We start from the raw sequence: 21,764 nt of genomic DNA, 5'->3' as shown, positions 1-21,764 counted from the left end.
ATGTGCTCGCATGCCGCCCCCATCCGCTGACTAGACTTGGGTTCAAGGCGGTCGGCCTTGAACCGCCACTGCGCGAGATTATCCGTTCGGGCACGGCACTGCGGGGCCCGCCGCATTCGCATCGACCGCACCCGGTTACCACGCAGTGCATGTGGCGAGACAGGCGGAACCTGTGTCGCATGCATTTGCCGAGTAGCCCACGCCATTGGATTTCGGCTACCGACTGCCCGGCACCCCGCTTTTAACCCGTTTTCATTTGAAACCCAGCCGTGACTCAGAACCCGACCAGCGTTTCACACGCATTGCAGCCTTCACCTGACACCCGCGAAGTGATGTCGGGTGCCGACATCATCCTGCGCGTGCTTAGCGAGCAGGGTGTCGACACCGTATTCGGATACAGCGGCGGCGCGATTCTGCCGACCTACGACGCCGTTTTTCGTTTCAACGAAATGCATGAAGGACACCCCGAGCGGCAGATCAAACTGGTGGTGCCAGCCAATGAACAGGCGGCCGGTTTCATGGCGGCCGGCTATGCGCGCGCGAGCGGTAAAGTGGGCGTCTTTATGGTGACGTCTGGCCCAGGCGCCACCAATGCGGTCACGCCGATTGCCGACTGCAACGGCGATTCGGTCCCGGTCGTGCTGATATGCGGGCAGGTTCCGCGCGCGGCGATCGGCTCCGATGCGTTTCAGGAGGCGCCGGTCTTCAACATCATGTCGGCGTGTGCGAAGCAGGTGTTTCTGGTCACCGACCCGGAAAAGCTCGAACAGACGCTGCGAACCGCATTCGACATCGCTCGCACCGGCCGGCCTGGTCCCGTTGTCGTCGATGTGCCGAAGGACATCCAGAACTGGAGAGGAACGTATCAGGGGCAGGGCACACTGCAATTCCGCGGTTATTCCGACCGTCTGCGAACCGTGGCCCAGGGCGCTCGCCTGAACGCGGGCAAGCGAGCGGAATTCTTCGAGCTGCTTGCACAAAGCAAACGGCCGCTGCTGTATGCCGGCGGCGGCGTGATCACGGCCGGCGCGGCGGCCCAACTGCAGAAGTTTGCCGAGCACTACAAAATACCTGTCGTCACCACGCTGATGGGCCTTGGCGCCATGCCCGCGAAACATCAGTTATGGCTGGGCATGCTCGGCATGCACGGCGCCGCCTGCGCGAACTACGCGGTTGAAGATTGCGACTTCCTGATTGCGGTGGGTGCGCGATTCGACGATCGCGTGGCCGGCGGGCGCCCTGAAGCGTTTGCGCCCGGTGCGCGCCATGTCGCGCACATCGATATCGACGCAGCCGAGATCAACAAGGTCAAGCGCGCACACTGGATTCACGTTGGCGATGCGAAGGACACCTTGTTGTCTTTGCTGGAACAGGACGCCGCCGTGCAGTCGCCGTCGGACTGGCTTGACCAGGTTGCTGAACTGAAGCGAGTCTACGGTCTGAACTACGACCGGAACAACGCGTTGATTCAACCCCAATGGGTGGTCGAGAAACTCAGTGAAATAACTGGCGGACGAGCGATCATCACGACGGGTGTCGGTCAGCATCAGATGTGGGCTGCGCAATTTTTCGATTTCGTCGAGCCGCGCAGCTTTCTGACTTCGGGCAGCATGGGGACGATGGGTTTTGGGCTGCCTGCTGCTATCGGCGCGCAGTTGGCGCGGCCGGACGCACTGGTGATCGATATCGACGGCGATGGCAGCATCCGGATGAATGCCGGCGACCTCGAAACGGCGAGTACCTACGGTGTTCCCGTCAAGGTACTGCTGCTTAACAACCTCGGCGACGGGATGATCCGGCAGTGGCAGCGCCTCTTTTACGAAGGGCGCTTTTGCGTTAGCGACAAGGCGCTCCATAGCAAGAACTTCGTGATGGCGGCGAAGGCCGACGGATTCGATTTCGCTCGCCGCGTGGACAAGCTCAGCGAACTGGAGGACAGTCTGCGTGCGTTCGTGGAGTTTGAGGGCCCCGCGTTTCTCGAAGTGATGATCGATCAGAACGCGGATGTGTTTCCGATGGTCGGGCCGGGCCAAAGCTATGCGGAGATGATCACAGGACCGTTCATCCCGTCGCGTCCGCGGTTGGAGGCAGGAACGCCGGATGTCGAACGTCGACAGGCATCGGACATGTTCTAACCGGCGGGCTCGATATGATCGACATCGACAAGATTCATAAGGTTCTCGCCAATCCGGTCCGGCGAGATATCTTGAGGTGGCTGAAGGACCCGGCCGTGAACTTTCCGGACAGCCGGTTTCCTCACGCGGAGGGTGTGCCTATCGGCGCGATCCACGCGCGCATCAACCTCGCGCAATCGACGGTATCGGCGCACCTTGCCACACTAATGCGAGCCGGACTGCTAAGAATGCATCGCGTTGGACAATGGGTGTTCGTTTCCCGCAATGAGCAGACTATCGGCCTTTTCATTGCGGCGCTGACAGAAGACATGACGCAGGAAGACCTCGCTGCGGCGCGTTAGGCCCGCGACGCAGCGGCCGCCCGGCCACGCAGCCAGTTCATCGCGGTGCTGGGTGACGTCGCAAAGTCGATCGAACGATGGGGCCGGCGCGTCGTCGAACGAGCCGTCGACGCGCCGCAGGACACTACATCTGTTCGACGATAACCGCCGTCGAGCCCGACGCGACCGTCAGGCGTGTACGCTTGAGCACCGGGTCCGCGGGCGCCGTGCCGTCGCTGTTCAGCGGCTTGACCTTCGTGAACACGACCGAGAACGCATCGGCGGTGACCGTTGCCGACGCATAGCCTTGCGCGTCGTGATCGACGTACTTGAAGTCGGGGTTGTTCAGTTGCAGCAGCTGATCGAACCCGCTCGGCGTCGCGACGAGCGGCGCAAGCGGCGAGCCCTGCGAGCCAGCCTTCAGGTAGTTGTAGAACGACGTGCTGCTGATGCCCGCGCTGACGAAATCGACCAGCACCGGCGTGCCCGTGGCAGGGTCCGATACCGCGCCGCACTGAAACGCGTGCAAGTCGCCGGTGATCGAAACGACGTTGGACACGTTGTTGCTCTTCAGATAGCCGAGAATCTCCTGCTTGTGGGCTGGATAGCCGTCCCAGCCGTCGCAGTTGACGACGTACACGGCATTGTAGGGGGGCGGCATCGAGGTCAGGTCGACGTGCATGCGGTTGAGCGTGACTTCATTGCCCCACACTCGCCAGGTTGCCGTCGAACCGCTCATCGTGTTCTTGAACCAGGCCGTCTGTTCGGTCCCGAGGATCGACGGCGTGCGTCCGAGCGCCTGCGCGTCGAGTGCCTCGAACTGCGCGAGGACGGGCTGCTGCACGAAGTAGCGCGCGCCAATCGAGTCGCTGCCGTTCACGGGATCGTGCCCCTGCAGCTGCGCGATCGTCGCCTCGTTGACGAGATGATCGTCGCGGAACATCCGCTCGTCGGTCATCACGAGGTGCACGAGCTTGCCGTAGTGGAAGTCGCGATAGATCGAGATGTTCGCGTACGACGGATTGGTCGCATCGAACCGGACATCGCTCCAGTCGATCGGCATGTACTCGGCCCATGCCTGCGTCGCGCCGCGGCGGCGCGCGGTCTGCTGCGTGTTCGCGTTCGTGTACGTCTGGTGATCCTGCCAGCAGTCGTCCGAGAACTCGTGATCGTCCCAGATCGGGATCATCGCGAATTTCTGATGGATGGCCTGCAGACGCGGATCGGTGCGATACGTCCGGTACAGCGTGCGATAGTCGTCGACCGTGTTCGCGTACTGGCCGACACCGCCCGGCAGCGGTTCGCCGTTCGGCAGCGCGAGCCGCGTATGGGCGGGTTCCGCGGCGCCGGCCTGGAACGATGCGTCGACGGTTTCATAGATGTAGTCGCCGACATGCACGACGAAGTCGAGGTCGGTCTCGGCCGCGATCAGCGACATCGCCTGCCAGTGATTGACGGTCCAGTCCTGGCATGTGAACCACGCGAAGCGCACCTTATCGTTTGCGGCGTCGGCGGCCGGGGCCGTTTTTGCGCTGCCGGTCGCGCTTGTGTCGGACCCCGCGACAAAGCGGTAGAAGTACGTCTTTCCGGACTGCAGGCCGGTCACCTTCGCATGCACCGTGAAGTCGTGCTCGGGCAGCGCCTGCAGCGCGACGTTGGCGGCGAGCGCCGAAAAGTCGCTGTTGGGCGAGACCTGGAGCGCGACGGGTATCGGCGCGCTGCCGCCTCCATGGGCGGTCGCGCGTGTCCAGAATACGACGCTGTCCGCGCGCGGGTCGCCACTCGCGACGCCCTGCGCGAACGCGAATGTGCCGGCAGGCGGCTTTTCGGCGTCGGACGACGGCACCGGGCTATCCGATGATCCCGAGCCGCAGGCGGCCAGCGTCCCCGTGGCTGCCGCGATGGTGAAGAAAGTGGAAGATCTTAGAAAGTGGCGACGATCCATGGCGATGCTCGCGTTGTAATTGGATCGACAAAGTAAATGCGCTATTTGACAGGAGAATGTTAAATAAATGAAAGTAATTTGGCAGGTTGAGCGATGCACGTGAAGGGCATCCCATTGCCAAATGCGAACGATGCTTCCCGGCCGTGGCGAACGGCTGCGCGTCCGGATATTCAGACCGCCGCTCCTTTGATTGCATCGAACTTGAGAAGCGTCGCGGCCTTCAGGACAAAGTCGGCGAACGAATCGGCTTTCATCTTTTTCATGGCCCGCATTCGATGAATCTTGATGGTCATTTCGCTAAGGTTCATTTCGGCGGCGATCTGCTTATTCAAACGGCCCTTCGCCACGAGGCTCATCACGTCTCGCTCGCGCCGGGTCAAACTCTCATAGCAGCAGCGTAGTGCTTCAAACGATTGATCTAGCTCACGTCGCTGTCTATCCGAGGCGAGGGCAGTCGTGACGGCGTCGAGCATCCTCTGGCCGCGAAACGGTTTTTCAATAAAGTCCACCGCCCCGCCCTTCATGGCCTGCACGCACATTTCGACGTCCGCATGCGCGGTCATGAAGATGATCGGCAGGCCCGTCTGGCGCGCGATTCGATTGTGCGCGACAAGACCGCTTTCCCCTTTGAGCCTCACATCGAGGACGAGACAACCCGGCGTCGCGGGCATGCGGTAAGCGAGAAGCTTGGGAACCGAGTCGAACAGTTCGACATTGAAGCCGACGGATCGGAAGAGCGCCGAAAGCGACTCGCGCGTTTCAACATCGTCATCCACCACGTATACGATCGACTCGAGCGCGCCGACAGATTTGTCAGCGACCGTGTTCATCACTTTGGCTTGCATAGATAAAGGGAAATTCGACCACGTTTCCCGGTTGCAACGTCAACCGAGCTCAATGCGCGGCCCGTACAGGTTTCGATTGATCCGCCCATCGTGCCGCGATCGCGCACCTGCGGGTCGGCGATCACATTCGCGAGCTGTGCGAGCGCGGGAATCGCATCGACGACGCGGCGAAGCGGCGACTTCCGTGTGTCGCCTTCGTCACTGAATGAAAGAGAAATCCGACTATTACTCTAGAGGGACTCTGGCCTGGCGACCATAGTGCGGCGTCCGATTCGCATGATCCATCGTCCCGGTTAGTATGCGATCGATCGACGGCGAACGCTTTGCACTGCGCGCAGAGCATCCAAAGCGTTCATGTAAAGGTGGAGGACCTGGCGACGCGGTGCCTGTGCGTGCCGCGATCAGGTGCGCGACGCAGCGGCCGCCCGGCCGCGTAGCCAGTTCATCGCCGTGAAGAGCAGCGTCGCGAAGACAATCAACACGGTGGCCACCGCGAGAATCGACGGATCGATCTGATCGCGAATGCCGCTCCACATCTGACGCGGCACCGTGCGCTGCTCAGGGCCGCCGATAAAGAGGATCACGATCACCTCGTCGAACGACGTGGCGAACGCGAAGACGGCGCCTGTCGCGACGGCCGGCGTGATCAACGGCAGCGTGACACGGCGGAACGCCGTCCACGGCCGTGCGCCGAGACCGGACGCGGCGCGCAAAAGGCTCTGGTCGAACGACAGCAGCGATGCGGTCACCGTGATCACCACGAAGGGCGTGCCGAGCGCCGCGTGCGCGAGCACGACGCCCGCGTATGAATTCACCAGCCCGAGCGGCGAGAAGATCAGATAGAAGCCGGCCGCCACGACGACGATCGGAATAATCATCGGCGAAATCAGCAGCGGCATCACGATCGCGCGAAACGGGAAAACCTGGCGGCTCAAGCCGAGCGCCGCCAACGTGCCGAGGCAAGTCGCGATCAACGTGGCGACCGCGCCGATGCCGATGCTGTTCGCGAACGCGAGTTGCCAGTCGTGCGAGCCGAAAGCCTTCGCGTACCAGCGCAGCGAAAAGCCATCCATCGGATACGAAAAGAACGAGCCCGAGTTGAACGACAGCGGCACGATCGCGAGGATCGGCGCGACCAGAAACAGGAAGATCAGCGCGCAATGCACGCGCAGTCCCGCGCTGGCGATGCGTTCAGACAGCGTGCGGTGACGTTGGGCTTGCATACCGGTTTCCCCGCTAACCGAAACGCAGCCGGTCGATGCCGACCAGCCGGTTGAACACGAAATAGAAAATCGCGGTAAAGATCACGAGGTAGCACGACAGCGCACCGGCCAGCCCCCAGTTCAGTTGCTCGTTGGTCTGCATCGCGATCAGCTGGCTGATCATTTCGTCGCCTGCGCCGCCGAGCAGCGCAGGCGTGATGTAGTAGCCCAGCGCCAGCACGAACACCAGAAAGCAACCCGCGCCGACACCCGGCAGCGTTTGCGGAATATAGACGCGCACGAACGCCGTAACCGGATGCGCGCCGAGCGATTGCGCGGCGCGCACATACACGGGCGACACGCTTTTCATCACCGAGTAGATCGCGAGGATCATGTACGGCAGCAGGATATGCGTCATGCCGATCAACACGCCGGTGCGATTGAAGATCAGCGGCACCGGATGGTGCACGATGCCGAAGCGCAGCAACGCGGTGTTGATCACGCCGCCGGGCTGCAACAGCACGTACCACGCGGTCGTGCGCACCAGCAGCGAGGTCCAGAACGGCACGATCACGAACAGCATCAGCCGGTTGCTCTGCTTCGCGGGCAGCGTGGCAAGCAGATAAGCGACCGGGTAGCCGAGCAGCAGGCACAGCAGCGTCACTACCGCGCTGACCTGAATCGTGCGCACGAACGCGGCGCGATAGATCGCGCTGTCCGCGGGCACGGATGTCACCGAGCCGTCAGGCGAGACCTGCGCGTCGACGGCGTTAAGCAGATAGTCGGGCGTCGGCGACACGGCGGCGCGTTGCAGCAGTCGCCATGTTTCGTGTTCACCCCAGCGCGGATCGATACCGATCAGCGTGGGCTTCCACACATCAGGGGTCTGCGAGCGCGTCTCGCGCGCGGTCTTCATCAGCAGGCTGCGGAATTCCGGCTGATAGAAATTCATCCGGCGCGCGACGTTGCCGAGGTCGCCGGATTCAGCCGATTGTCTGAGGCCTTGCGCGAGCGCGGCAAACGCGGCTTCGCCAGGCACGCCGCTGCCGTCCCACGCACGCAGCGCGGCCGTCAGTTGCGGCATGCTGCCGCGCACTTCAGGGTTCTGCACGCTGCGCGCAAGCAGGCTGGCGATCGGCGCGACGAACGTGGCAAGCAGAAACACGAGCAGCGGCAACGCCAGCAGCAGTGCCTGCACGGCGGCTTTGCGGCGTGCGCGCCGCCACGCGTGAAGGTTGCCGCCGCGAAGACCGGCGTCGATGGTTGCCGTGGGCTGCAGGGACGGGTTCATCGTCGCGCCGCTTCGCGTCATTGCGTGAGCCACACCTGGAAGCGCTTGTTGATCGCATCCGCGTTGTCGGCCCAGAACGTCGCGTCAATCTGCAGCGGCCGCTTGAAGTTGGCCGGCGCGGTCGGCAGATCGCCGAGGCGGCTCTTGTCGATCAGCGGGATCGCATCCTTGCGCGGCGGCGCATAGGCGATGTACTTTGACAAATCCGCGTAGGCTTGCGGCGTCGATGCCGACACGATGAACTTCGCGGCGTCGGCCGCATTCTTCGCGCCCGCCGGAATGCCCCACCATTCGTAGTCGTACACCTGCGCATCCCAGACGATCTTGAACGGCTTGTGGTCCTTGTGCATCGCGTCGTCGATGCGGCCGTTATACGCTTGCGTCATCACGACCGCGCCGTCCGCGAGCAATTGCGGCGCCTGCGCGCCGGCGTCCCACCAGACGATGCTCGACTTGATCGTGTCGAGCTTCTTGAACGCACGGTCGACGCCCGCGGGCGTACCGAGCACCTTGTAGACATCCTTCGGCGCCACGCCATCGGCGATCAGCGCCCATTCCATCGCGACCTTCGGCGACTTGCGCATGCCACGTTTGCCCGGGTATTTCTTCAGGTCGAAGAAATCGTTGATGGTGGTAGGGGGCGTGCTCAGCTTTGTCGTGTCGTACGCGTACACGGTCGACCACACCATCGCTGACACAGCGCAATCGCTGATCGAGCCAGGCAGGAAGTCGCTGGTATTGCCAAGCAGCTTGCGGTCGAACTTCTGCAGCAGACCTTCGTCGCACGCGGTGATCGCGTCATTGGTTTCGAGGTCGATCAGATCCCATGTCGGGTTCTTGGCCTGCTCCATGGCGGACAGCTTCGCGAGACCGCCGTCGTACGATTCGGTTGAGAAGTCGATGCCGGTTTTCGCGGTGAACGGTTCGAACCAGGCTTTCTTCGCAGCGTTCTCATAAGCGCCGCCGAACGTGACGACGGATAGCGTGGTGGCGGCCTGCGCGGCGCACGACAATGCGCAGAGGACGGTGGCCGCGGCGAGTACGGCGCCGTGGCGGAAGCGGGAACGTGTGGCGTGCATTTTAATTGGCTCCTGCGATAAGTGGCGATGCGGACGATGAAGGCGAAAACGCGGTGTCGTGGCCAGTCGTGACCGCGACGCGAGACAACAGGGCGGGCAGTACCTTGCAGTCGTCGCGCCGCCACGTCACGGCCGCGGTATGGCCGAGTGCGGGCAGGTCGTGATGCTGCGTATTGGGCACCTTCACGACGACGCTCTCGCCGTGTGCCAGTTTCAGGTGCACGCGATGATGGTCGCCGCAATAGACGAGCTCCTGCACCAGCGCATGAACGACATTCAGTTCGCCTTCGCCGCGCGCGGCATCGGCCGTCGCATTCGCGGCGGTCGCGATGTGCGCGCGTTCGGGCCGCAGTGCGAGCATGGCTTCGCTACCGTCGTGCAGGCCGGCGCCCGCGCGGCCACCGATCAGCGTGCCGTCGGCGAGCCGCAGCGTGGCCCAGTCGCCGGCGCTGCCGACCACGCGGCCGGTCAAACCGTTGTTTTCGCCGACGAAGTTCGCGACGAACGCGTTCGCGGCGTTTTCGTAGAGTTCGGTCGGTGTCGCCGCCTGCTGGATGCGTCCGTCGGAAAACACCGCGACGCGATCCGACATCGTCAGCGCCTCGTTCTGGTCATGGGTCACGTAGACGATCGTCAGTGACAGCTCGCGATGCAGACGCATGATTTCGTACTGCATGCTTTCGCGCAGCCGCTTGTCGAGCGCGCCGAGCGGCTCGTCCATCAGCACCACGCTGGGCTCGAACACCAGCGCGCGCGCCAGCGCGACGCGCTGTTGCTGGCCGCCCGACAGCTGCGCCGGCCGCCGCGCCGCGAGATGCGGCATTTCAACCATCTCGAGCGCGCGTGCGACGCGGGCCTTCTGTTCGCTGCGGCCGATCCTGCGCACCGACAGCGGAAACGCGACGTTCTCCGCGATCGTCATGTGCGGAAACAGCGCATAGTTCTGGAACACCATGCCGATATCGCGCTGATGCGGCGGCTTGTCGTCGAGGCGCTTGCCGTTCAGGCGGATCTCGCCGTGCGTCGGCGATTCGAACCCGGCGAGCATCATCAGCGTCGTCGTCTTGCCTGAACCGGAAGGTCCGAGCAGCGATACAAACTCGCCGCGCGCGACATCAAGGTCGAGGCCTTCGACGACGCTGTGCACGCCATCGTAGGACTTGCTGACCCCGTCGAAGGAAATGAACGATTGGCTGGACATGGTGTGGTGATTATCCGGTGCGCGGTCGCGCGCGTCATGACGTGGCGGTTCGCTGCGCCACATAGCGCGCGAAGTCGTAGTTCGGCCGCTCGAGATGGCTCAGGTTGCCGGGCTTCGCGAGCGGCGCGTGCACCCCGCGAAACACGGCTTCGACGCCGCGCCGGTCTTCTGCATTGACCTCGTCGAGCAGCGTTTTCAGCGTGGCCATGTAGTTCGCTGCTTGCGGATCGTTGATGAATTCCGGTGACAGTCCGCCGCCGAACTGGATCTCCACCTGACCCACACCGCGCGGTTGCAGCAGCAGATACCAGAAGTAGCCCGGCGTGAGCGTCACAAGATGAGTCGGGTAGATCGCGAGGAGCGCAGTCGTGCGCCGCCAGTGTCCTTGCAGACGTGTGTTGTCCGGGTGCGCATTACCGATCGGCAGCGACGCTTCCTTCGTGATCCAATGATAGTTAAAGGCGGGCTGTCCGGGCGGACACTCCATCTCGTCGAGCCGCGAATGCGGGCCTACCGTCGCGCGATGCAGCATCGGCAGGTGGTAGCTTTCCATGAAGTTTTCCGCGAGGATCTTCCAGTTGGTGTTCCACACGTGTGCTTCGTGGAAGGTCTCGACGTAGTCCGTCATACCGTATGGCTCGATCAGTTGCGTCAGCGCGTCAAGCTGGGTCGCGACGGGCGGCACGTCCGCATTGAGCGTGACGTAAATCCAACCCTGCCAGACGTCGCAACGAATGGAGGGAAGGTGGTAGCTTTCCTTGCAGAAGCCCGGCTGCCGGTCCATCATCGGCGCGCCCGCGAGCGTGCCATCCAGCGCATAGTTCCACGCGTGATACGGGCACACGATACGTCTGACGTTGCCGCGTCCTTCGAGCAGCACGGACATCCGGTGCAGGCAGACGTTCGATAAACCGCGCAGCGTACCCTGTTCGTCACGCAGAACGACGACGGGCTGCCCGTCGATGTGCGCAGTCAGATAATCGCCGGGGTTGCTGAGCGAACTGGCGCGCCCAACGCAGAGCCATTCCTTGCGAAAGATCTCGCGCTGCTCGAGCGCGAGAAACGCTTCGGACGTGTAGACCCTTGGCGGCATCGCGCGCGCGTCCTCGAATGGCCGCTCGCAGTTCGCCTGCAATTCACGAGCGATCCCGGATGCGGTGTCGGGCGAGGGTGCAAGAGCAGCCATAGGGTCTCCATCTAGCATGCGTTGCGATGCACACCAATCTATCAAGTCAAATTACCAGCCAAAATATTGTTTTTGGATGTAAAGGACAGTTTTTACCTATGCAGTGCGTCAGTTGGCGCATGCAGGCGGCTTATGCAGGCCGCTCAATCAGCCGTTGCGGTGCAACTCGCGAATCTGGGTCTCGCAGAACTCCGCGAAGCGCTTCACGACCTGACGCGGCTTGAGTTCGCGCGATTGCGCGATACCCAGCGTCGTCGCTAGTACGTCTTCCTTGAACTGCTTGATCACGAAGTCCGCGCCGTCCACCGTTCGGAACGATTTCAGCGGGTAGTTCAGGATGCTATAGCCGAGACCATTGGCGACCATGCCGCGTACTACTTCCGGTTGCGATGAACGGAACGCCGGCACCGGCCGCGTGCCGACCACATCGAACAGGGCTGCGAAGTATTCGCGGCTGTGCGGCAGGTCAAGCATCACGTAAGGTTCGTCGAGCAGTTCCGTGAGCGAAACCGCACGTGCCCGCGCGCGTGCCAGCCGATGCAGCTTGGGCAGGATCACGTACGGCGGCAGCGACACGAGTGGGGTAAACGCGATTTCGTCGGTGAGGTCGAGGCTATAGGTGAGCGCGAGATCGAGCGTGCCGTCGCGCAAGCCGCGCAACAGGTCGTCCTGATGCGCCTCCTGGGTGCGGAAGCTGACCCCCGCGTGGCTGGCGATAAAGCGGCTGATCAGCGCCGGCATCACGGGCGGCGCGAGCGAAACCATGCAGCCGAGCGCGATGGCGCCCGACATGCCACTGTCCATCTCGCGCGCGGCGGACTGCAGTTCTTCTGCGTTCTTGAGCAGATTGCGCGCCTGTCCGAGCATGTCGCGGCCCGCTTGCGTCAGCGACAGGCCGCTCGCGTGATGGCGGATAAACAGTTGCACGCCGAACGATGCTTCCAGGTCGGCCAGCGCCGTCGAAATGGATGGCTGCGAGATATGCAGCTTTCGGGCCGCCGCGGTGAAAGACAACACTTCCGCGGTGACGACGAAGTACCGCAACTGCCGCAACGAATAGTGCAACTGGCCCACTTCCATCGCTTGTCCCTCGATGCCTTTATCCGCCGCCATTGTGGGTCGCCAGAAATCGGCCTGCATAGGGAAAAACGATGAATTGCATTTTTGAAATGTGTTTTTCGGATGCCGAACGCGGGCGTAGATTGCACAAGCGCTTTTAGAAGGAGACAGCGATGACCGCTGACGTAACGTCAATCGATACGCTCGTGGTGGGCGCCGGCCAGGCCGGCGTGGCGATGAGCGAGCACCTGGGCAGGCAAGGGGTGCCGCACCTCGTGCTGGAACGCGCCCGCATTGCCGAACGCTGGCGCACCGGGCGATGGGATTCGCTGGTGGCGAACGGCCCCGTCTGGCATGACCGGTTTCCAGGGCTCGAGTTCGACGATCTCGATCCCGATGCGTTTGCGTCGAAAGAACGGGTCGCCGCGTATTTCGAAGCGTACGCAACGAAGTTCAACGCGCCGATCCGCACCGGCGTGGAAGTGAGGCGCGTCGAACGTGCGCCGGGCCGGCCGGGCTTTATGGTCGAGACATCGGAAGGCGTGATCGAAGTCAACCGTGTGGTGGTTGCGACCGGCGCATTCCAGCGTCCGTTGATTCCGCCGATCATTCCGAAAGACGCGACACTGACGCAGATCCACTCCGCCGACTATCGCAATCCACGCGAACTGCCTGACGGTGCGGTGCTAGTGGTGGGTGCCGGGTCATCAGGCGTGCAGATCGCGGATGAACTGCAACGCGCAGGCAAAACGGTCTATTTGTCGGTCGGTCCTCATGATCGCCCCCCGCGCGCATACCGCCATCGCGACTATTGCTGGTGGCTCGGCGTGCTGGGCGAATGGGACAAGGAAGTCGCGACGCCGGGCCGGGAGCATGTGACGATCGCGGTCAGCGGCGCGCGCGGCGGTCATACAGTCGACTTCCGGGCGCTTGCTCAGCAGGGCATCACACTCGTGGGTCTGACGAAGTCGTTCGAGCGCGGCGTGATCGCTTTCGAGGCGGATCTGGCGGACAACCTCGCGCGCGGCGATGAGAACTATCTGGCGGTGCTCGACGCCGCGGATGACTATATCGCACGCAATGGGCTCGATCTTCCGGAAGAACCCGAGGCGCGCAGGATGCTGCCCGATCCGGACTGCGTGATTCATCCGATCCTGGAACTCGACTTGGCCCAGGCCGGCGTGACGACGATCATCTGGGCAACCGGCTATTTAGCAGACTACAGCTGGCTGAAGGTCAATGCGTTCTCCGCGAACGGCAAGCCGCAACATCAGCGCGGCGTGTCGAGCGAGCCCGGTATCTATTTTCTGGGGCTGCCGTGGTTATCGCGCCGCGGCTCCAGTTTCATCTGGGGGGTATGGCACGACGCACGGCACATTGCGGACCATATCGCGATCCAGCGCAATTACCTGTCGTATCGCGATGCGTCGCAGCGTCACGCGAATGACTGCCGCACGCAGGGCTCAGATGGCGCCCAACCTGATTCGCGCCATCTCGCCGATCTTTTCGACTGACCAACAAGGTGCACGATGAACCAACCGACCCACACTCGCATCCGCATGTTCAACACGAAGGATACGTACCCGAACCAGGCGCTGGACAACGACCTCTGCCAGGCGGTGCGGGCCGGCAACACCGTCTATGTGCGCGGGCAGGTGGGCACCGATTTCGACGGCAATCTGGTCGGGCTTGGCGATCCGCAAGCGCAGGCCCAGCAGGCGATGAAGAACATCAAGCAATTGCTCGAGGAAGCGGGTAGCGATCTGTCCCATATCGTCAAAACCACCACGTACATCATCGACCCTCGTTATCGCGAGCCGGTGTATCAGGAGGTCGGCAAATGGCTGAAGGGGGTGTTCCCGATTTCGACCGGCCTGGTGGTGAGCGCGTTGGGGCAGCCTCAATGGCTGATGGAAATCGATGTGATCGCGGTGATCCCCGATAATTGGAAGCCGGCCCAGGTTTGAGGAGCAGGACATGACATTTTCGATTGTCGGACGCTGCCAGCAAACGGGCCAGCTCGGGATCGCGGTCAGTTCGTCCAGTATCGCGGTCGGCGCACGATGCGCGTGGGTGCGCGCAGGCGTCGGGGCGGTGGCAACGCAGAATGTCACACTGCCGGCGCTCGGCGTGCAGATTCTCGATCTTCTCGGCGCCGGGCAGCACACCCCCGCCGCCGCACGTGACCATGCGCTCAACGCCGACAACTGGAGCCAGTACCGGCAGGTTACCGTGGTCGATAGTCAGGGCCGGACGGCGTTCTTCACGGGTAAGGAAGCACTGGGCACTCACCACGCGGTTGCGGGCGCGCAGTGTGTGGCGGCGGGCAACATGCTGGCCGGCGCCCACGTGATCGAAGCAATGGTTCAGGCGTTCGAGAAAGCGTCCGGCATGCTCGCCGACCGTTTGCTATCGACGATGCAGGCTGGGCTCGCGGCCGGCGGCGAAGCGGGGCCGGTGCATTCGGCGGCACTCAAGGTGGTCGGCGACGTCGTGTGGCCGATCGTCGATTTGCGCGTCGACTGGGCGGATGAAGACCCGATCGGGCAACTGGATGCGCTATGGAAAGCTTATCGGCCGCAGATGCACGACTATCTGACGCGAGCGTTGAACCCGTCCGCGGCCCCTAGCTACGGAGTACCGGGCGATGAATGAAGGGTCGAGCAAGAAACTACTCGACAGGCTGATCGGCTTCGCGACGGTCAGCCGCGATTCCAACCTCGAGATGATCGCGTTTATCCAGCGTTATCTGGAGGCGCACGGGGTGCAATGCGAACTCTTCTACAACGAAGCGCGCACCAAGGCCAATCTGTTTGCCACTATCGGTCCTGTCGATCGGGGTGGCCTGGTACTGTCCGGCCATACCGATGTGGTGCCGGTCGACGGGCAGGCGTGGACGGTGGAACCGTTTCGCCTGACCGAACACGACGGACGGCTGTACGGTCGTGGCAGCGCGGACATGAAGGGCTTTATTGCTTCGGTGTTGGCGGCCGTGCCGGAGTTTCTCAGGTGGCCGCTGAAGCGGCCCGTGCATCTCGCGTTTTCCTATGACGAGGAAGTCGGGTGCCTCGGCGTGAGGTCGATGCTGGCGGAACTCGAAAAACGTTCGCACCGGCCGCAGCTGTGTCTGATCGGCGAACCGACCGGGTTGAAACCGGTGCTGGGCCACAAGGGCAAGCTGGCGATGCGCTGCCATGTGAAGGGAGCGGCGTGCCACTCGGCGTACGCACCCTATGGCGTCAACGCGATTCAATACGCGGCGCGACTGATCGGCAAGCTCGAGCAGATCGGTGACGAACTGGCGCAGCCCGAGCACCACGACGAGCGCTTCGACCCGCCGTTCTCGACGGTCCAGACTGGCGTCATCAAGGGGGGGCGCGCGCTGAACATCGTGCCCGCCGAATGCGAGTTCGACTTCGAAGTGCGGGCGCTGCCGGACTTCAACGCGCAGGAGGTGTCGGATCAATTGCAGACGTACGCTCAGGCCGAATTGCTGCCTAAAATGCGCGCGGTGCAGCGCGACACCGATATCCGTCTGCAGCCGTTGAGTGCCTACCCGGGACTGGCCACCGCGCCCGATAGCGAAGCGGCTCGTCTATTGGCGATGCTAAGCAATTCGTCGGAGTTCGGTACCGTTGCATTCGGCACCGAAGGCGGATTGTTCGAGCGGGTGGGCATTCCGACGGTGGTGTGCGGGCCGGGCAGCATGGATCAAGGGCATAAGCCAGACGAGTTCATTACCGTCGCGCAGTTGACGGAATGCGACGCGATGATGGTTCGTGTGGCCGAATACCTTTCGACCCCCGACTACTGACGCCTTGACGCTACTTGTGGCTTCGCGCCGGGCGCGCGCGGGGCTTCATTTCCGAACCACAATGACCGCGTATTTGCATGTCCGTGAACTTTCGTTCTTGAACACGCAGTCGCCAGGTGGCCCAAGTTCAAGGCAATCGCCTGTGCTCAGTTCGTGGCGTTCTCCGCCTTCGATAAACACCAGGTTGCCGTCTAGCACCCAGATTAACTGTTGAGCCTGCCGATAGGCTGCCGCCGGCATCGGAATTTCCGCTGAAGGTGGCAGGTCGATCTCGACCAGGTTTAACCCGGACGCCGATTTCGGCGACACGTGGCGCCGCAGATATCCGCTTTCCGGATCGACCCATAGCGGCTGGTCCGCCAGACGCAGCAGGCGTCCCTCTTCCAGTTCCGCGAATGCCAGCAGCGCCGACATGGTCATGCCGAACGCGCCGGCGAACTTCGCCAGCAAAGTGGCCGTGGGGCTGCTTTCCCCGCGCTCGACCTTGTGAATCATGGCTCGCGACACGCCCGACTTCTCCGCAAGACCGGTCAGCGACCAGCCGCGGCTTTCTCGCTCGGCCCGAATGCGGGCGCCGATGCGCTCATCGACATTGTCTAATATCGTGTACACTCGTATTACTATAGTGGACTATTGGAAGGGCTGCAAATGGAAATCCGCGATGCAGGTCCCAATCATATCGAAGGTATCGCGGCAATCTACAACGACGCCGTGAAGCACACGACCGCAATCTGGAACGATTCGACCGTCGATTACACGAACCGTGCGGCATGGCTGTCAGGTCGCCAGCAGGCCGGCTACCCGGTGCTCGTGGCGCTGGACGGGCGCGGGGCCGTAATCGGCTATGCGTCGTTCAGCGACTGGCGGGCCTTTGACGGTTATCGCCACACGGTTGAGCATTCCGTCTACGTTCGTAGTGACCAGCGAGGAAAGGGCATCGGCGAGGCGCTGATGCAGAAGCTGATCGGCAGGGCCCAGTCAATCGGCAAGCACGTGATGATCGCGGGCATCGACGCGAACAACGCAGGTTCGATCAGGCTGCACGCAAAACTCGGATTCGAACAAGTCGGACACCTGAAAGAAGTGGGCCAGAAGTTCGGCGCATGGCTCGATCTCGCCTTCATGCAGCTTAAGCTCGATGACCGTCCGTCGCCTGACGTAGTCGCAACGCGATGACGCTGCAGCTGTTGTTTGGCTTGTTGTTGGCGCAGGTGCGGCGGTCGTTGCGCAGAACGTCCTGATGGCGCGAATTGCCGCGTCGAGCGCTCTCATTGCTGGTGATCAACGGTTCGGCGCCGGGTTGACCGGGCCGTTGCCGATGCGACCGCCGCAACCTCAGTCGAAGACCGGTTGAATGGCAAGCAGTTAAGCGTCGCTTACCACCGGCGACGCTAGTTCCCGCTGGTCGGGGAAACGACGCGCAGCGTCGCGAGTTGTGCCAGACCAAGCCCCTCCATCAACTGACTCTGGACAGACGCAGCCTGTTCGTTGACCAGGTCGGCGCCAAACGGATCACCGACAACCACGCGAGCGGCGCGCGAGCCGTTCGGTTGCTCGACGAGCCAGGCGATCGCTTCGGCGACGTCATGCGGGTCGGGGGCATGCTCGCCTTGAAAACGATCCATCAACGTTTCCACCATCTTGCCGGGGATCGTGCCGATTTCGCCGTAAGCGTCACCGCGTGCGGTGTCCGCAGGCCGCTGGGCACTGGCAAACATATTCGTCGGATACGTGCTCGGCTGAAGGAGCACCACGTCGATGCCCAGTTGCGACAGCTCGTAGCGGTAACTGTCATTGAGTGCTTCGATCGCGTATTTCGACGCGCCGTACAGGCCAAAAAACGGAAACGTCACCCGTCCCATGAACGAGCCGATATTCACAATCAGGCCCTCTCCCTGGTGCCGGAATGCGGGTAACGCCGCTCGCAACATCCGTTGAATGCCAACGACGTTGACGTCGAAGAGTGCGCGCACCTGATCCGCCGTGAACGATTCGGAAACGCCCGCGCAGCCAATGCCCGCATTGTTGACAAGAACGTCAAGCCGGCCTGCCTGCTCGAGCACCAAGGCCACCCCGCGCTCAACCGACGCATCGTCGGTGACGTCCAGCTCGATGACGCGAATGCCTGCGGCGCGTAATGCGTCCGCGTGCGGCCGGTTACGGTCGGCGACATCGCGCATCGACGCAAATACGCGATGCCCGGCGGATGCAAGTGTTTCCGCCGTATCGCGGCCAAAGCCGCTGCTCGCGCCAGTAATAAGAATGACCTTTGACATGACGAAGTCCTTTCACCCGGTGCCGAGGTTGAGTGGAATGCCGAACGAACCCATCTTCCATTAGAAGATGAGCGACATCCATATTAGATGTCATTAGAAATCTAAAGTCAAACGCAATGCTCAGGTCAGCGTTTGCATCCTTCTTGCTTAAACCCTTCGTTAAAGCCCTTCATCGGCTGACGATGAGTGAACCATCCGGGCGCAACGCTCCGTCGAAACAGGGGGAATCCCGATGCCAGCGATCGTTAGAAAGGTACGTATTGCAATTTCCGCCGTCGCCATTGCATTGCTTGCTGCGTGCGGCGGCGGCGGCAGCAGCGGCAGCGGCAGTGCGTCGACGGGACCGGCGGGTGGCATCCATCTGCAAACCGTTTCGTTTGGAGACAGCCTGTCGGACGTCGGAACCTTTGCGCCGATCGCTGGCGCGGTGGGCGGCGGGCGTTTCACGACCAATCCCGGGCAGGTGTGGAGTCAGCTTGTCGCGCAATACTATGGCGATACGCTAGGCGCCGCGTACACGATCGACTTCAACCATCAATTGAGCCCGCAAGGCGGCTTGGGTTATGCCGAGGGCGGCGCCACCGTCGCGACGCCCGCCAACCTGAACGACTTCCTCGTTGACGTGATCGGCAATGTCGAAATGCCTGTGAATCAGCAGGTTTCGAGCTATCTGACTGCCCACGGAAGCTTCAATGCGGGGCAACTCGTGCTGGTGTGGGCGGGGGCGAACGATGTGCTGCGTGCGGGCCCGCTGCCGGGCGCGGCGCCGACCGTGCAGACCGCGGCGACGACGCTGGCACAGATCGTTGGTCAGATCGTGCAAAGCGGCGCCACGCACGTTGTGGTGGTCAACGTTCCGAACATAGGTTTGACGCCCACAGGACGCGCATCGGCCGACGGCGGGGCCAACCTGACGCAGTTGTCGCAGCTCTTCAACGACACGCTAAATGCGGCGCTGCAAAGCAACGGTTTGCAGGGCAGGGTTATCCAGATTGACGCGTATAGCTGGGTGAACCAGATTTTCGCGAACTTTCAGGCGAATGGCTTTACGGTGTCGAATACCGCTCAGGCGTGTGACCCGTCGAAAACGCCTGACGACACGTCATTGCTCTGCTCGCCGGCGACCTACGCCACGCCCAATGCGGACCAGACCTACATGTTCGCGGATGACCTCCATCCGACCACTCACCTGCATGCACTCTTCGCGCAGTTCGTCGAGCGGCAGATCGCGAGCAGTGGGCTTGGACACTAAGCTTCGGGAATGACGATCCCATTGCAGGTCGCTCGATTCGAAGTTCGTCGCATGAAGCTTTTTATAGCGCGTGTCGGATCTGGCGTTACTTCGAAGAACGTCCTTCGCTCGAAACAGCGTTAGCCGCTCATGAGCAGTGAGAGTCGTTCCCCGTCTGTGCAACCGCGCGGCGCCGCTGTCGGTAATTGCGCATCGCGACCTGGCTACTGCAAACGTTGCTGCAGAACGCGCCGGAGCTATTGCGGCTGTGGTCGTGGAACGCGAAGTGGCAGCCTTGGTTACGGCAGGCTTTGATTCGATGCCAGGCGTCGGCGAGCGCAAGTTCGGTTATCGCGGCGAATATCCGGCCGATCGCGCCGGGCAGGCCACCACTCGCGGGAATCAGGCGAGCGCCGGTACGATCCACGATCGTGACCAACGGGTAGCGCGCGGCCATCCGCCGCAGCAGATTCTCAGCGTCCTCCACGTCCTGTGCACTGATATGAGGGGCGCTCGAATGGCTCAACAGAAGCGTGATCACGGCATCGCGCAGTTCGCGCACGGCGGCGGCGTCGGCACGCGTCACGTTGGCCGCGGCCTCGGCGAAGCCGTTCTCGCTGAGCCATGCCGAGAGTCCCGCGGCATCACCAAAACGTTCGCTGCGGCCAAAGCGATCGTTGCGCGTGTTCGCGAAACGCAGGAGCAGCGCCATGTCGTCGTCGACGGCTGGCGGGACGTGCGGCATCCGGGAAGGGGCTGTTTTTTTGATCATTGACTCAGACTATCACACTGCAGTGATGAACTAAACGGGTACGATAATAACAATTAGGCTGATGTTTCTGTGTGTAAGTTATGACTGTTTGATTTATAGTCGTAACTTTCGCTTGCGGCCTCCTTAGAAGCAGAAGCCTTCCGATGACTACCCAATCAGACCTTGCTGCGGACGCCACGTCCGTCGTTTCACCCGCCAGCCAGCCGCCGGATGCGCGCGCGAGGCTGCTGCTTGCCGTCGGCGTGATTGCGCTTGCGCTCAACCTGCGGCCATCGATCATCGCGGTGTCGCCGATGCTCAACCTCATCCGGCACGACACCGGTATGTCGACCGCCGTTGCCGGCCTGCTCACGACGCTGCCGCTGCTGTGCTTCGGCCTGCTCGCGCCAATCGCGCCGTGGCTTGCTCGCCGGTGCGGCATCGAGTCCGTCCTGTGCGCGACAATGGTGGCGGTTTGCGTCGGGACGGCGATACGCGACGTTCCGTCGATGCCCGCGCTGCTCGGCGGCACCGTCGTGATCGGCGCGGGTATCGCGGTGGCGAATGTGCTGATACCCGCGATCATCAAGCGGGACTGCGGTCCCGATATCGGCCTCATGATGGGCCTCTATTCGATGTCGTTGTCCATCGGCGCCGCGCTGGCGGCTGGCGTGACCGTCCCGCTCGCGCGTGCCGCGCATACCGATTGGCGCACGACGCTCGCGTTGTGGGGATGGCTCGCCGCGGCGGCACTGGTCGCGTGGGTGCCTCAGCTACGGCGCCAACGTCGTCGGCAGCCGGCCCGGACTAGCCCGGCTACGCAACCGGTGCGCGGGATGTGGACGCATCCTGTGGCATGGCTGGTCACCGCTTTTATGGGCCTGCAGTCGTTTGGCTACTATGCGACGACCGCGTACCTGCCTTCCATCCTGATCGACGCCGGCCTGTCGGCGGGCGAGGCGGGATGGATGCTGTCGCTCGCCAACCTGTTGGGCATCGTCGCTGCTTTCGTCGCGCCGACCTTGGCCGTACGCGCAGGCAGGCCCGGACTGCTCGCCGTGCTGGTCGCAACGCTCACGGCGAGTGGGCTTGCCGGGCTCATCTTCGCGCCCGCTTCGTTCGCGTACGGGTGGATTCTGTTGCTGGGTCTGGGGCAGGTCGCCGCGTTCTCGCTTGCGCTACTGCTGATCGTGCTGCGCACGCCAGATGGCCGGCATGCGGCGCAGTTGTCCAGCATGGCGCAGTGCTGCGGCTACCTGTTGGCCGCGGCAGGACCGCTGGCGATCGGCGCCGTGCGGCAGGCGAGCGGCGGCTGGAGCGCGCCGCTCGTGGTTCTGCTGATCCTGCTGGTGCCGCAGACCGTCGTCGGGCTGGGCGCAGCGAGGAGCCGGTACGCCGCGCCGGATTCACGTATTTCGCAAAACTGATT

20 protein-coding genes and 1 pseudogene are annotated in these 21,764 nt (G+C 62.7%); 9 read left to right on the top strand and 12 right to left on the bottom strand.

Going from position 1 to position 21,764, the window contains the following annotated elements; genetic code table 11:
• Positions 1 to 269 precede the first annotated feature (269 nt).
• Both ilvB and HV796_RS05480 read left to right on the top strand, forming a co-directional pair.
• Entirely contained in the window at positions 270 to 2,135 is a 1,866-nt protein-coding gene (ilvB, locus tag HV796_RS05485; RefSeq protein WP_377695413.1) for a biosynthetic-type acetolactate synthase large subunit, read from the top strand.
• A 14-nt stretch (positions 2,136 to 2,149) separates the two neighbouring features.
• Complete coding sequence (locus HV796_RS05480) at positions 2,150 to 2,476, top strand: ArsR/SmtB family transcription factor (RefSeq protein ID WP_175225442.1); 327 nt, start codon at positions 2,150 to 2,152, stop codon at positions 2,474 to 2,476.
• A 124-nt stretch (positions 2,477 to 2,600) separates the two neighbouring features.
• On the opposite strand, the gene HV796_RS05475 is transcribed toward HV796_RS05480, so the two are convergent.
• The 9 genes and pseudogenes from HV796_RS05475 to HV796_RS05435 form a co-directional block, all read right to left on the bottom strand.
• Positions 2,601 to 4,400 carry an alkaline phosphatase D family protein gene (locus HV796_RS05475; RefSeq protein WP_175225441.1) on the bottom strand — a complete coding sequence of 600 codons (1,800 nt, stop codon included), beginning with the start codon at positions 4,398 to 4,400 and terminating at the stop codon, positions 2,601 to 2,603.
• Positions 4,401 to 4,570: 170 nt separating this feature from the next.
• On the bottom strand, positions 4,571 to 5,230 hold the full coding sequence (locus HV796_RS05470) for a response regulator transcription factor (protein WP_175225552.1): 660 nt from the start codon (positions 5,228 to 5,230) through the stop codon (positions 4,571 to 4,573).
• Between the two features lie 89 nt (positions 5,231 to 5,319).
• A pseudogene (locus HV796_RS45645) lies at positions 5,320 to 5,437 on the bottom strand (FAD binding domain-containing protein); the annotation flags it as partial.
• 209 nt (positions 5,438 to 5,646) lie between these two features.
• Entirely contained in the window at positions 5,647 to 6,468 is an 822-nt protein-coding gene (locus tag HV796_RS05460; protein WP_175225440.1) for an ABC transporter permease, read from the bottom strand.
• A gap of 13 nt (positions 6,469 to 6,481) precedes the next feature.
• Positions 6,482 to 7,738, bottom strand: coding sequence for an ABC transporter permease (locus HV796_RS05455; protein ID WP_175225439.1), 1,257 nt, complete (start codon positions 7,736 to 7,738; stop codon positions 6,482 to 6,484).
• 17 nt (positions 7,739 to 7,755) lie between these two features.
• On the bottom strand, positions 7,756 to 8,817 hold the full coding sequence (locus HV796_RS05450) for an ABC transporter substrate-binding protein (protein WP_175225438.1): 1,062 nt from the start codon (positions 8,815 to 8,817) through the stop codon (positions 7,756 to 7,758).
• A gap of 1 nt (position 8,818) precedes the next feature.
• A complete protein-coding gene (locus HV796_RS05445) occupies positions 8,819 to 10,018 on the bottom strand; it encodes an ABC transporter ATP-binding protein (RefSeq protein WP_175225437.1) in 1,200 nt (399 codons plus the stop codon).
• Positions 10,019 to 10,052: 34 nt separating this feature from the next.
• Entirely contained in the window at positions 10,053 to 11,204 is a 1,152-nt protein-coding gene (locus HV796_RS05440) for an aromatic ring-hydroxylating oxygenase subunit alpha (RefSeq protein ID WP_175225436.1), read from the bottom strand.
• A gap of 147 nt (positions 11,205 to 11,351) precedes the next feature.
• Complete coding sequence (locus tag HV796_RS05435; RefSeq protein ID WP_175225551.1) at positions 11,352 to 12,284, bottom strand: LysR substrate-binding domain-containing protein; 933 nt, start codon at positions 12,282 to 12,284, stop codon at positions 11,352 to 11,354.
• Positions 12,285 to 12,436: 152 nt separating this feature from the next.
• On the opposite strand from HV796_RS05435, the gene HV796_RS05430 reads away from it, so the two are divergent.
• The 4 genes from HV796_RS05430 to argE are packed head-to-tail and all read left to right on the top strand — an operon-like array spanning position 12,437 to position 16,077.
• Complete coding sequence (locus HV796_RS05430) at positions 12,437 to 13,777, top strand: flavin-containing monooxygenase (RefSeq protein WP_175225435.1); 1,341 nt, start codon at positions 12,437 to 12,439, stop codon at positions 13,775 to 13,777.
• 15 nt (positions 13,778 to 13,792) lie between these two features.
• Positions 13,793 to 14,230: a RidA family protein gene (locus HV796_RS05425; RefSeq protein WP_175225434.1), complete on the top strand. Its 438-nt coding sequence runs from the start codon at positions 13,793 to 13,795 to the stop codon at positions 14,228 to 14,230.
• Positions 14,231 to 14,240: 10 nt separating this feature from the next.
• Positions 14,241 to 14,918 carry a DUF1028 domain-containing protein gene (locus HV796_RS05420; protein WP_175225433.1) on the top strand — a complete coding sequence of 226 codons (678 nt, stop codon included), beginning with the start codon at positions 14,241 to 14,243 and terminating at the stop codon, positions 14,916 to 14,918.
• Complete coding sequence (gene argE, locus HV796_RS05415) at positions 14,911 to 16,077, top strand: acetylornithine deacetylase (RefSeq protein ID WP_175225432.1); 1,167 nt, start codon at positions 14,911 to 14,913, stop codon at positions 16,075 to 16,077. The genes HV796_RS05420 and argE overlap by 8 nt, the downstream gene beginning before the upstream one ends.
• Positions 16,078 to 16,122: 45 nt before the next feature.
• Here argE and HV796_RS05410 read toward each other — a convergent pair whose 3' ends face one another.
• A complete protein-coding gene (locus HV796_RS05410) occupies positions 16,123 to 16,689 on the bottom strand; it encodes a helix-turn-helix domain-containing protein (RefSeq protein WP_175225431.1) in 567 nt (188 codons plus the stop codon).
• A 36-nt stretch (positions 16,690 to 16,725) separates the two neighbouring features.
• On the opposite strand from HV796_RS05410, the gene HV796_RS05405 reads away from it, so the two are divergent.
• A complete protein-coding gene (locus tag HV796_RS05405; RefSeq protein WP_175225430.1) occupies positions 16,726 to 17,253 on the top strand; it encodes a GNAT family N-acetyltransferase in 528 nt (175 codons plus the stop codon).
• Positions 17,254 to 17,468: 215 nt separating this feature from the next.
• Here the strand turns inward: HV796_RS05405 and HV796_RS05400 are convergent, their stop codons facing one another.
• Positions 17,469 to 18,353, bottom strand: coding sequence for an SDR family oxidoreductase (locus tag HV796_RS05400; protein WP_175225429.1), 885 nt, complete (start codon positions 18,351 to 18,353; stop codon positions 17,469 to 17,471).
• A 232-nt stretch (positions 18,354 to 18,585) separates the two neighbouring features.
• On the opposite strand from HV796_RS05400, the gene HV796_RS05395 reads away from it, so the two are divergent.
• Positions 18,586 to 19,605: an SGNH/GDSL hydrolase family protein gene (locus HV796_RS05395; protein WP_175225428.1), complete on the top strand. Its 1,020-nt coding sequence runs from the start codon at positions 18,586 to 18,588 to the stop codon at positions 19,603 to 19,605.
• A gap of 127 nt (positions 19,606 to 19,732) precedes the next feature.
• Here HV796_RS05395 and HV796_RS05390 read toward each other — a convergent pair whose 3' ends face one another.
• The gene (locus HV796_RS05390) at positions 19,733 to 20,296 is read right to left on the bottom strand and encodes a CGNR zinc finger domain-containing protein (RefSeq protein WP_175225427.1); all 564 of its coding nucleotides are present in this window, start codon (positions 20,294 to 20,296) and stop codon (positions 19,733 to 19,735) included.
• 203 nt (positions 20,297 to 20,499) lie between these two features.
• On the opposite strand from HV796_RS05390, the gene HV796_RS05385 reads away from it, so the two are divergent.
• Positions 20,500 to 21,762, top strand: a complete 1,263-nt coding sequence (locus HV796_RS05385; protein WP_175225426.1) for a CynX/NimT family MFS transporter — start codon at positions 20,500 to 20,502, stop codon at positions 21,760 to 21,762.
• The last annotated feature ends 2 nt before the right edge of the window (positions 21,763 to 21,764 follow it).

It is taken from the genome of Paraburkholderia humisilvae, assembly GCF_902859855.1.
In the GTDB taxonomy this organism is placed as follows: Bacteria; Pseudomonadota; Gammaproteobacteria; order Burkholderiales; family Burkholderiaceae; genus Paraburkholderia; species Paraburkholderia humisilvae.
The sequence above is the reverse complement of the archived record's forward strand: the minus strand, read 5'-3'. Positions and strand labels throughout refer to the sequence as shown.

Coding starts and splice junctions, on each gene's coding strand:
- HV796_RS05480 (WP_175225442.1), top strand. CDS start 2,150: ATGATCGACATCGACAAGATTCATAAGGTTCTCGCCAATCCGGTCCGG.
- HV796_RS05475 (WP_175225441.1), bottom strand. CDS start 4,400: ATGGATCGTCGCCACTTTCTAAGATCTTCCACTTTCTTCACCATCGCG.
- HV796_RS05470 (WP_175225552.1), bottom strand. CDS start 5,230: ATGAACACGGTCGCTGACAAATCTGTCGGCGCGCTCGAGTCGATCGTA.
- HV796_RS05460 (WP_175225440.1), bottom strand. CDS start 6,468: ATGCAAGCCCAACGTCACCGCACGCTGTCTGAACGCATCGCCAGCGCG.
- HV796_RS05455 (WP_175225439.1), bottom strand. CDS start 7,738: ATGAACCCGTCCCTGCAGCCCACGGCAACCATCGACGCCGGTCTTCGC.
- HV796_RS05450 (WP_175225438.1), bottom strand. CDS start 8,817: ATGCACGCCACACGTTCCCGCTTCCGCCACGGCGCCGTACTCGCCGCG.
- HV796_RS05445 (WP_175225437.1), bottom strand. CDS start 10,018: ATGTCCAGCCAATCGTTCATTTCCTTCGACGGGGTCAGCAAGTCCTAC.
- HV796_RS05440 (WP_175225436.1), bottom strand. CDS start 11,204: ATGGCTGCTCTTGCACCCTCGCCCGACACCGCATCCGGGATCGCTCGT.
- HV796_RS05435 (WP_175225551.1), bottom strand. CDS start 12,284: ATGGAAGTGGGCCAGTTGCACTATTCGTTGCGGCAGTTGCGGTACTTC.
- HV796_RS05430 (WP_175225435.1), top strand. CDS start 12,437: ATGACCGCTGACGTAACGTCAATCGATACGCTCGTGGTGGGCGCCGGC.
- HV796_RS05425 (WP_175225434.1), top strand. CDS start 13,793: ATGAACCAACCGACCCACACTCGCATCCGCATGTTCAACACGAAGGAT.
- HV796_RS05420 (WP_175225433.1), top strand. CDS start 14,241: ATGACATTTTCGATTGTCGGACGCTGCCAGCAAACGGGCCAGCTCGGG.
- argE (WP_175225432.1), top strand. CDS start 14,911: ATGAATGAAGGGTCGAGCAAGAAACTACTCGACAGGCTGATCGGCTTC.
- HV796_RS05405 (WP_175225430.1), top strand. CDS start 16,726: ATGGAAATCCGCGATGCAGGTCCCAATCATATCGAAGGTATCGCGGCA.
- HV796_RS05400 (WP_175225429.1), bottom strand. CDS start 18,353: ATGTCAAAGGTCATTCTTATTACTGGCGCGAGCAGCGGCTTTGGCCGC.
- HV796_RS05395 (WP_175225428.1), top strand. CDS start 18,586: ATGCCAGCGATCGTTAGAAAGGTACGTATTGCAATTTCCGCCGTCGCC.
- HV796_RS05390 (WP_175225427.1), bottom strand. CDS start 20,296: ATGGCGCTGCTCCTGCGTTTCGCGAACACGCGCAACGATCGCTTTGGC.
- HV796_RS05385 (WP_175225426.1), top strand. CDS start 20,500: ATGACTACCCAATCAGACCTTGCTGCGGACGCCACGTCCGTCGTTTCA.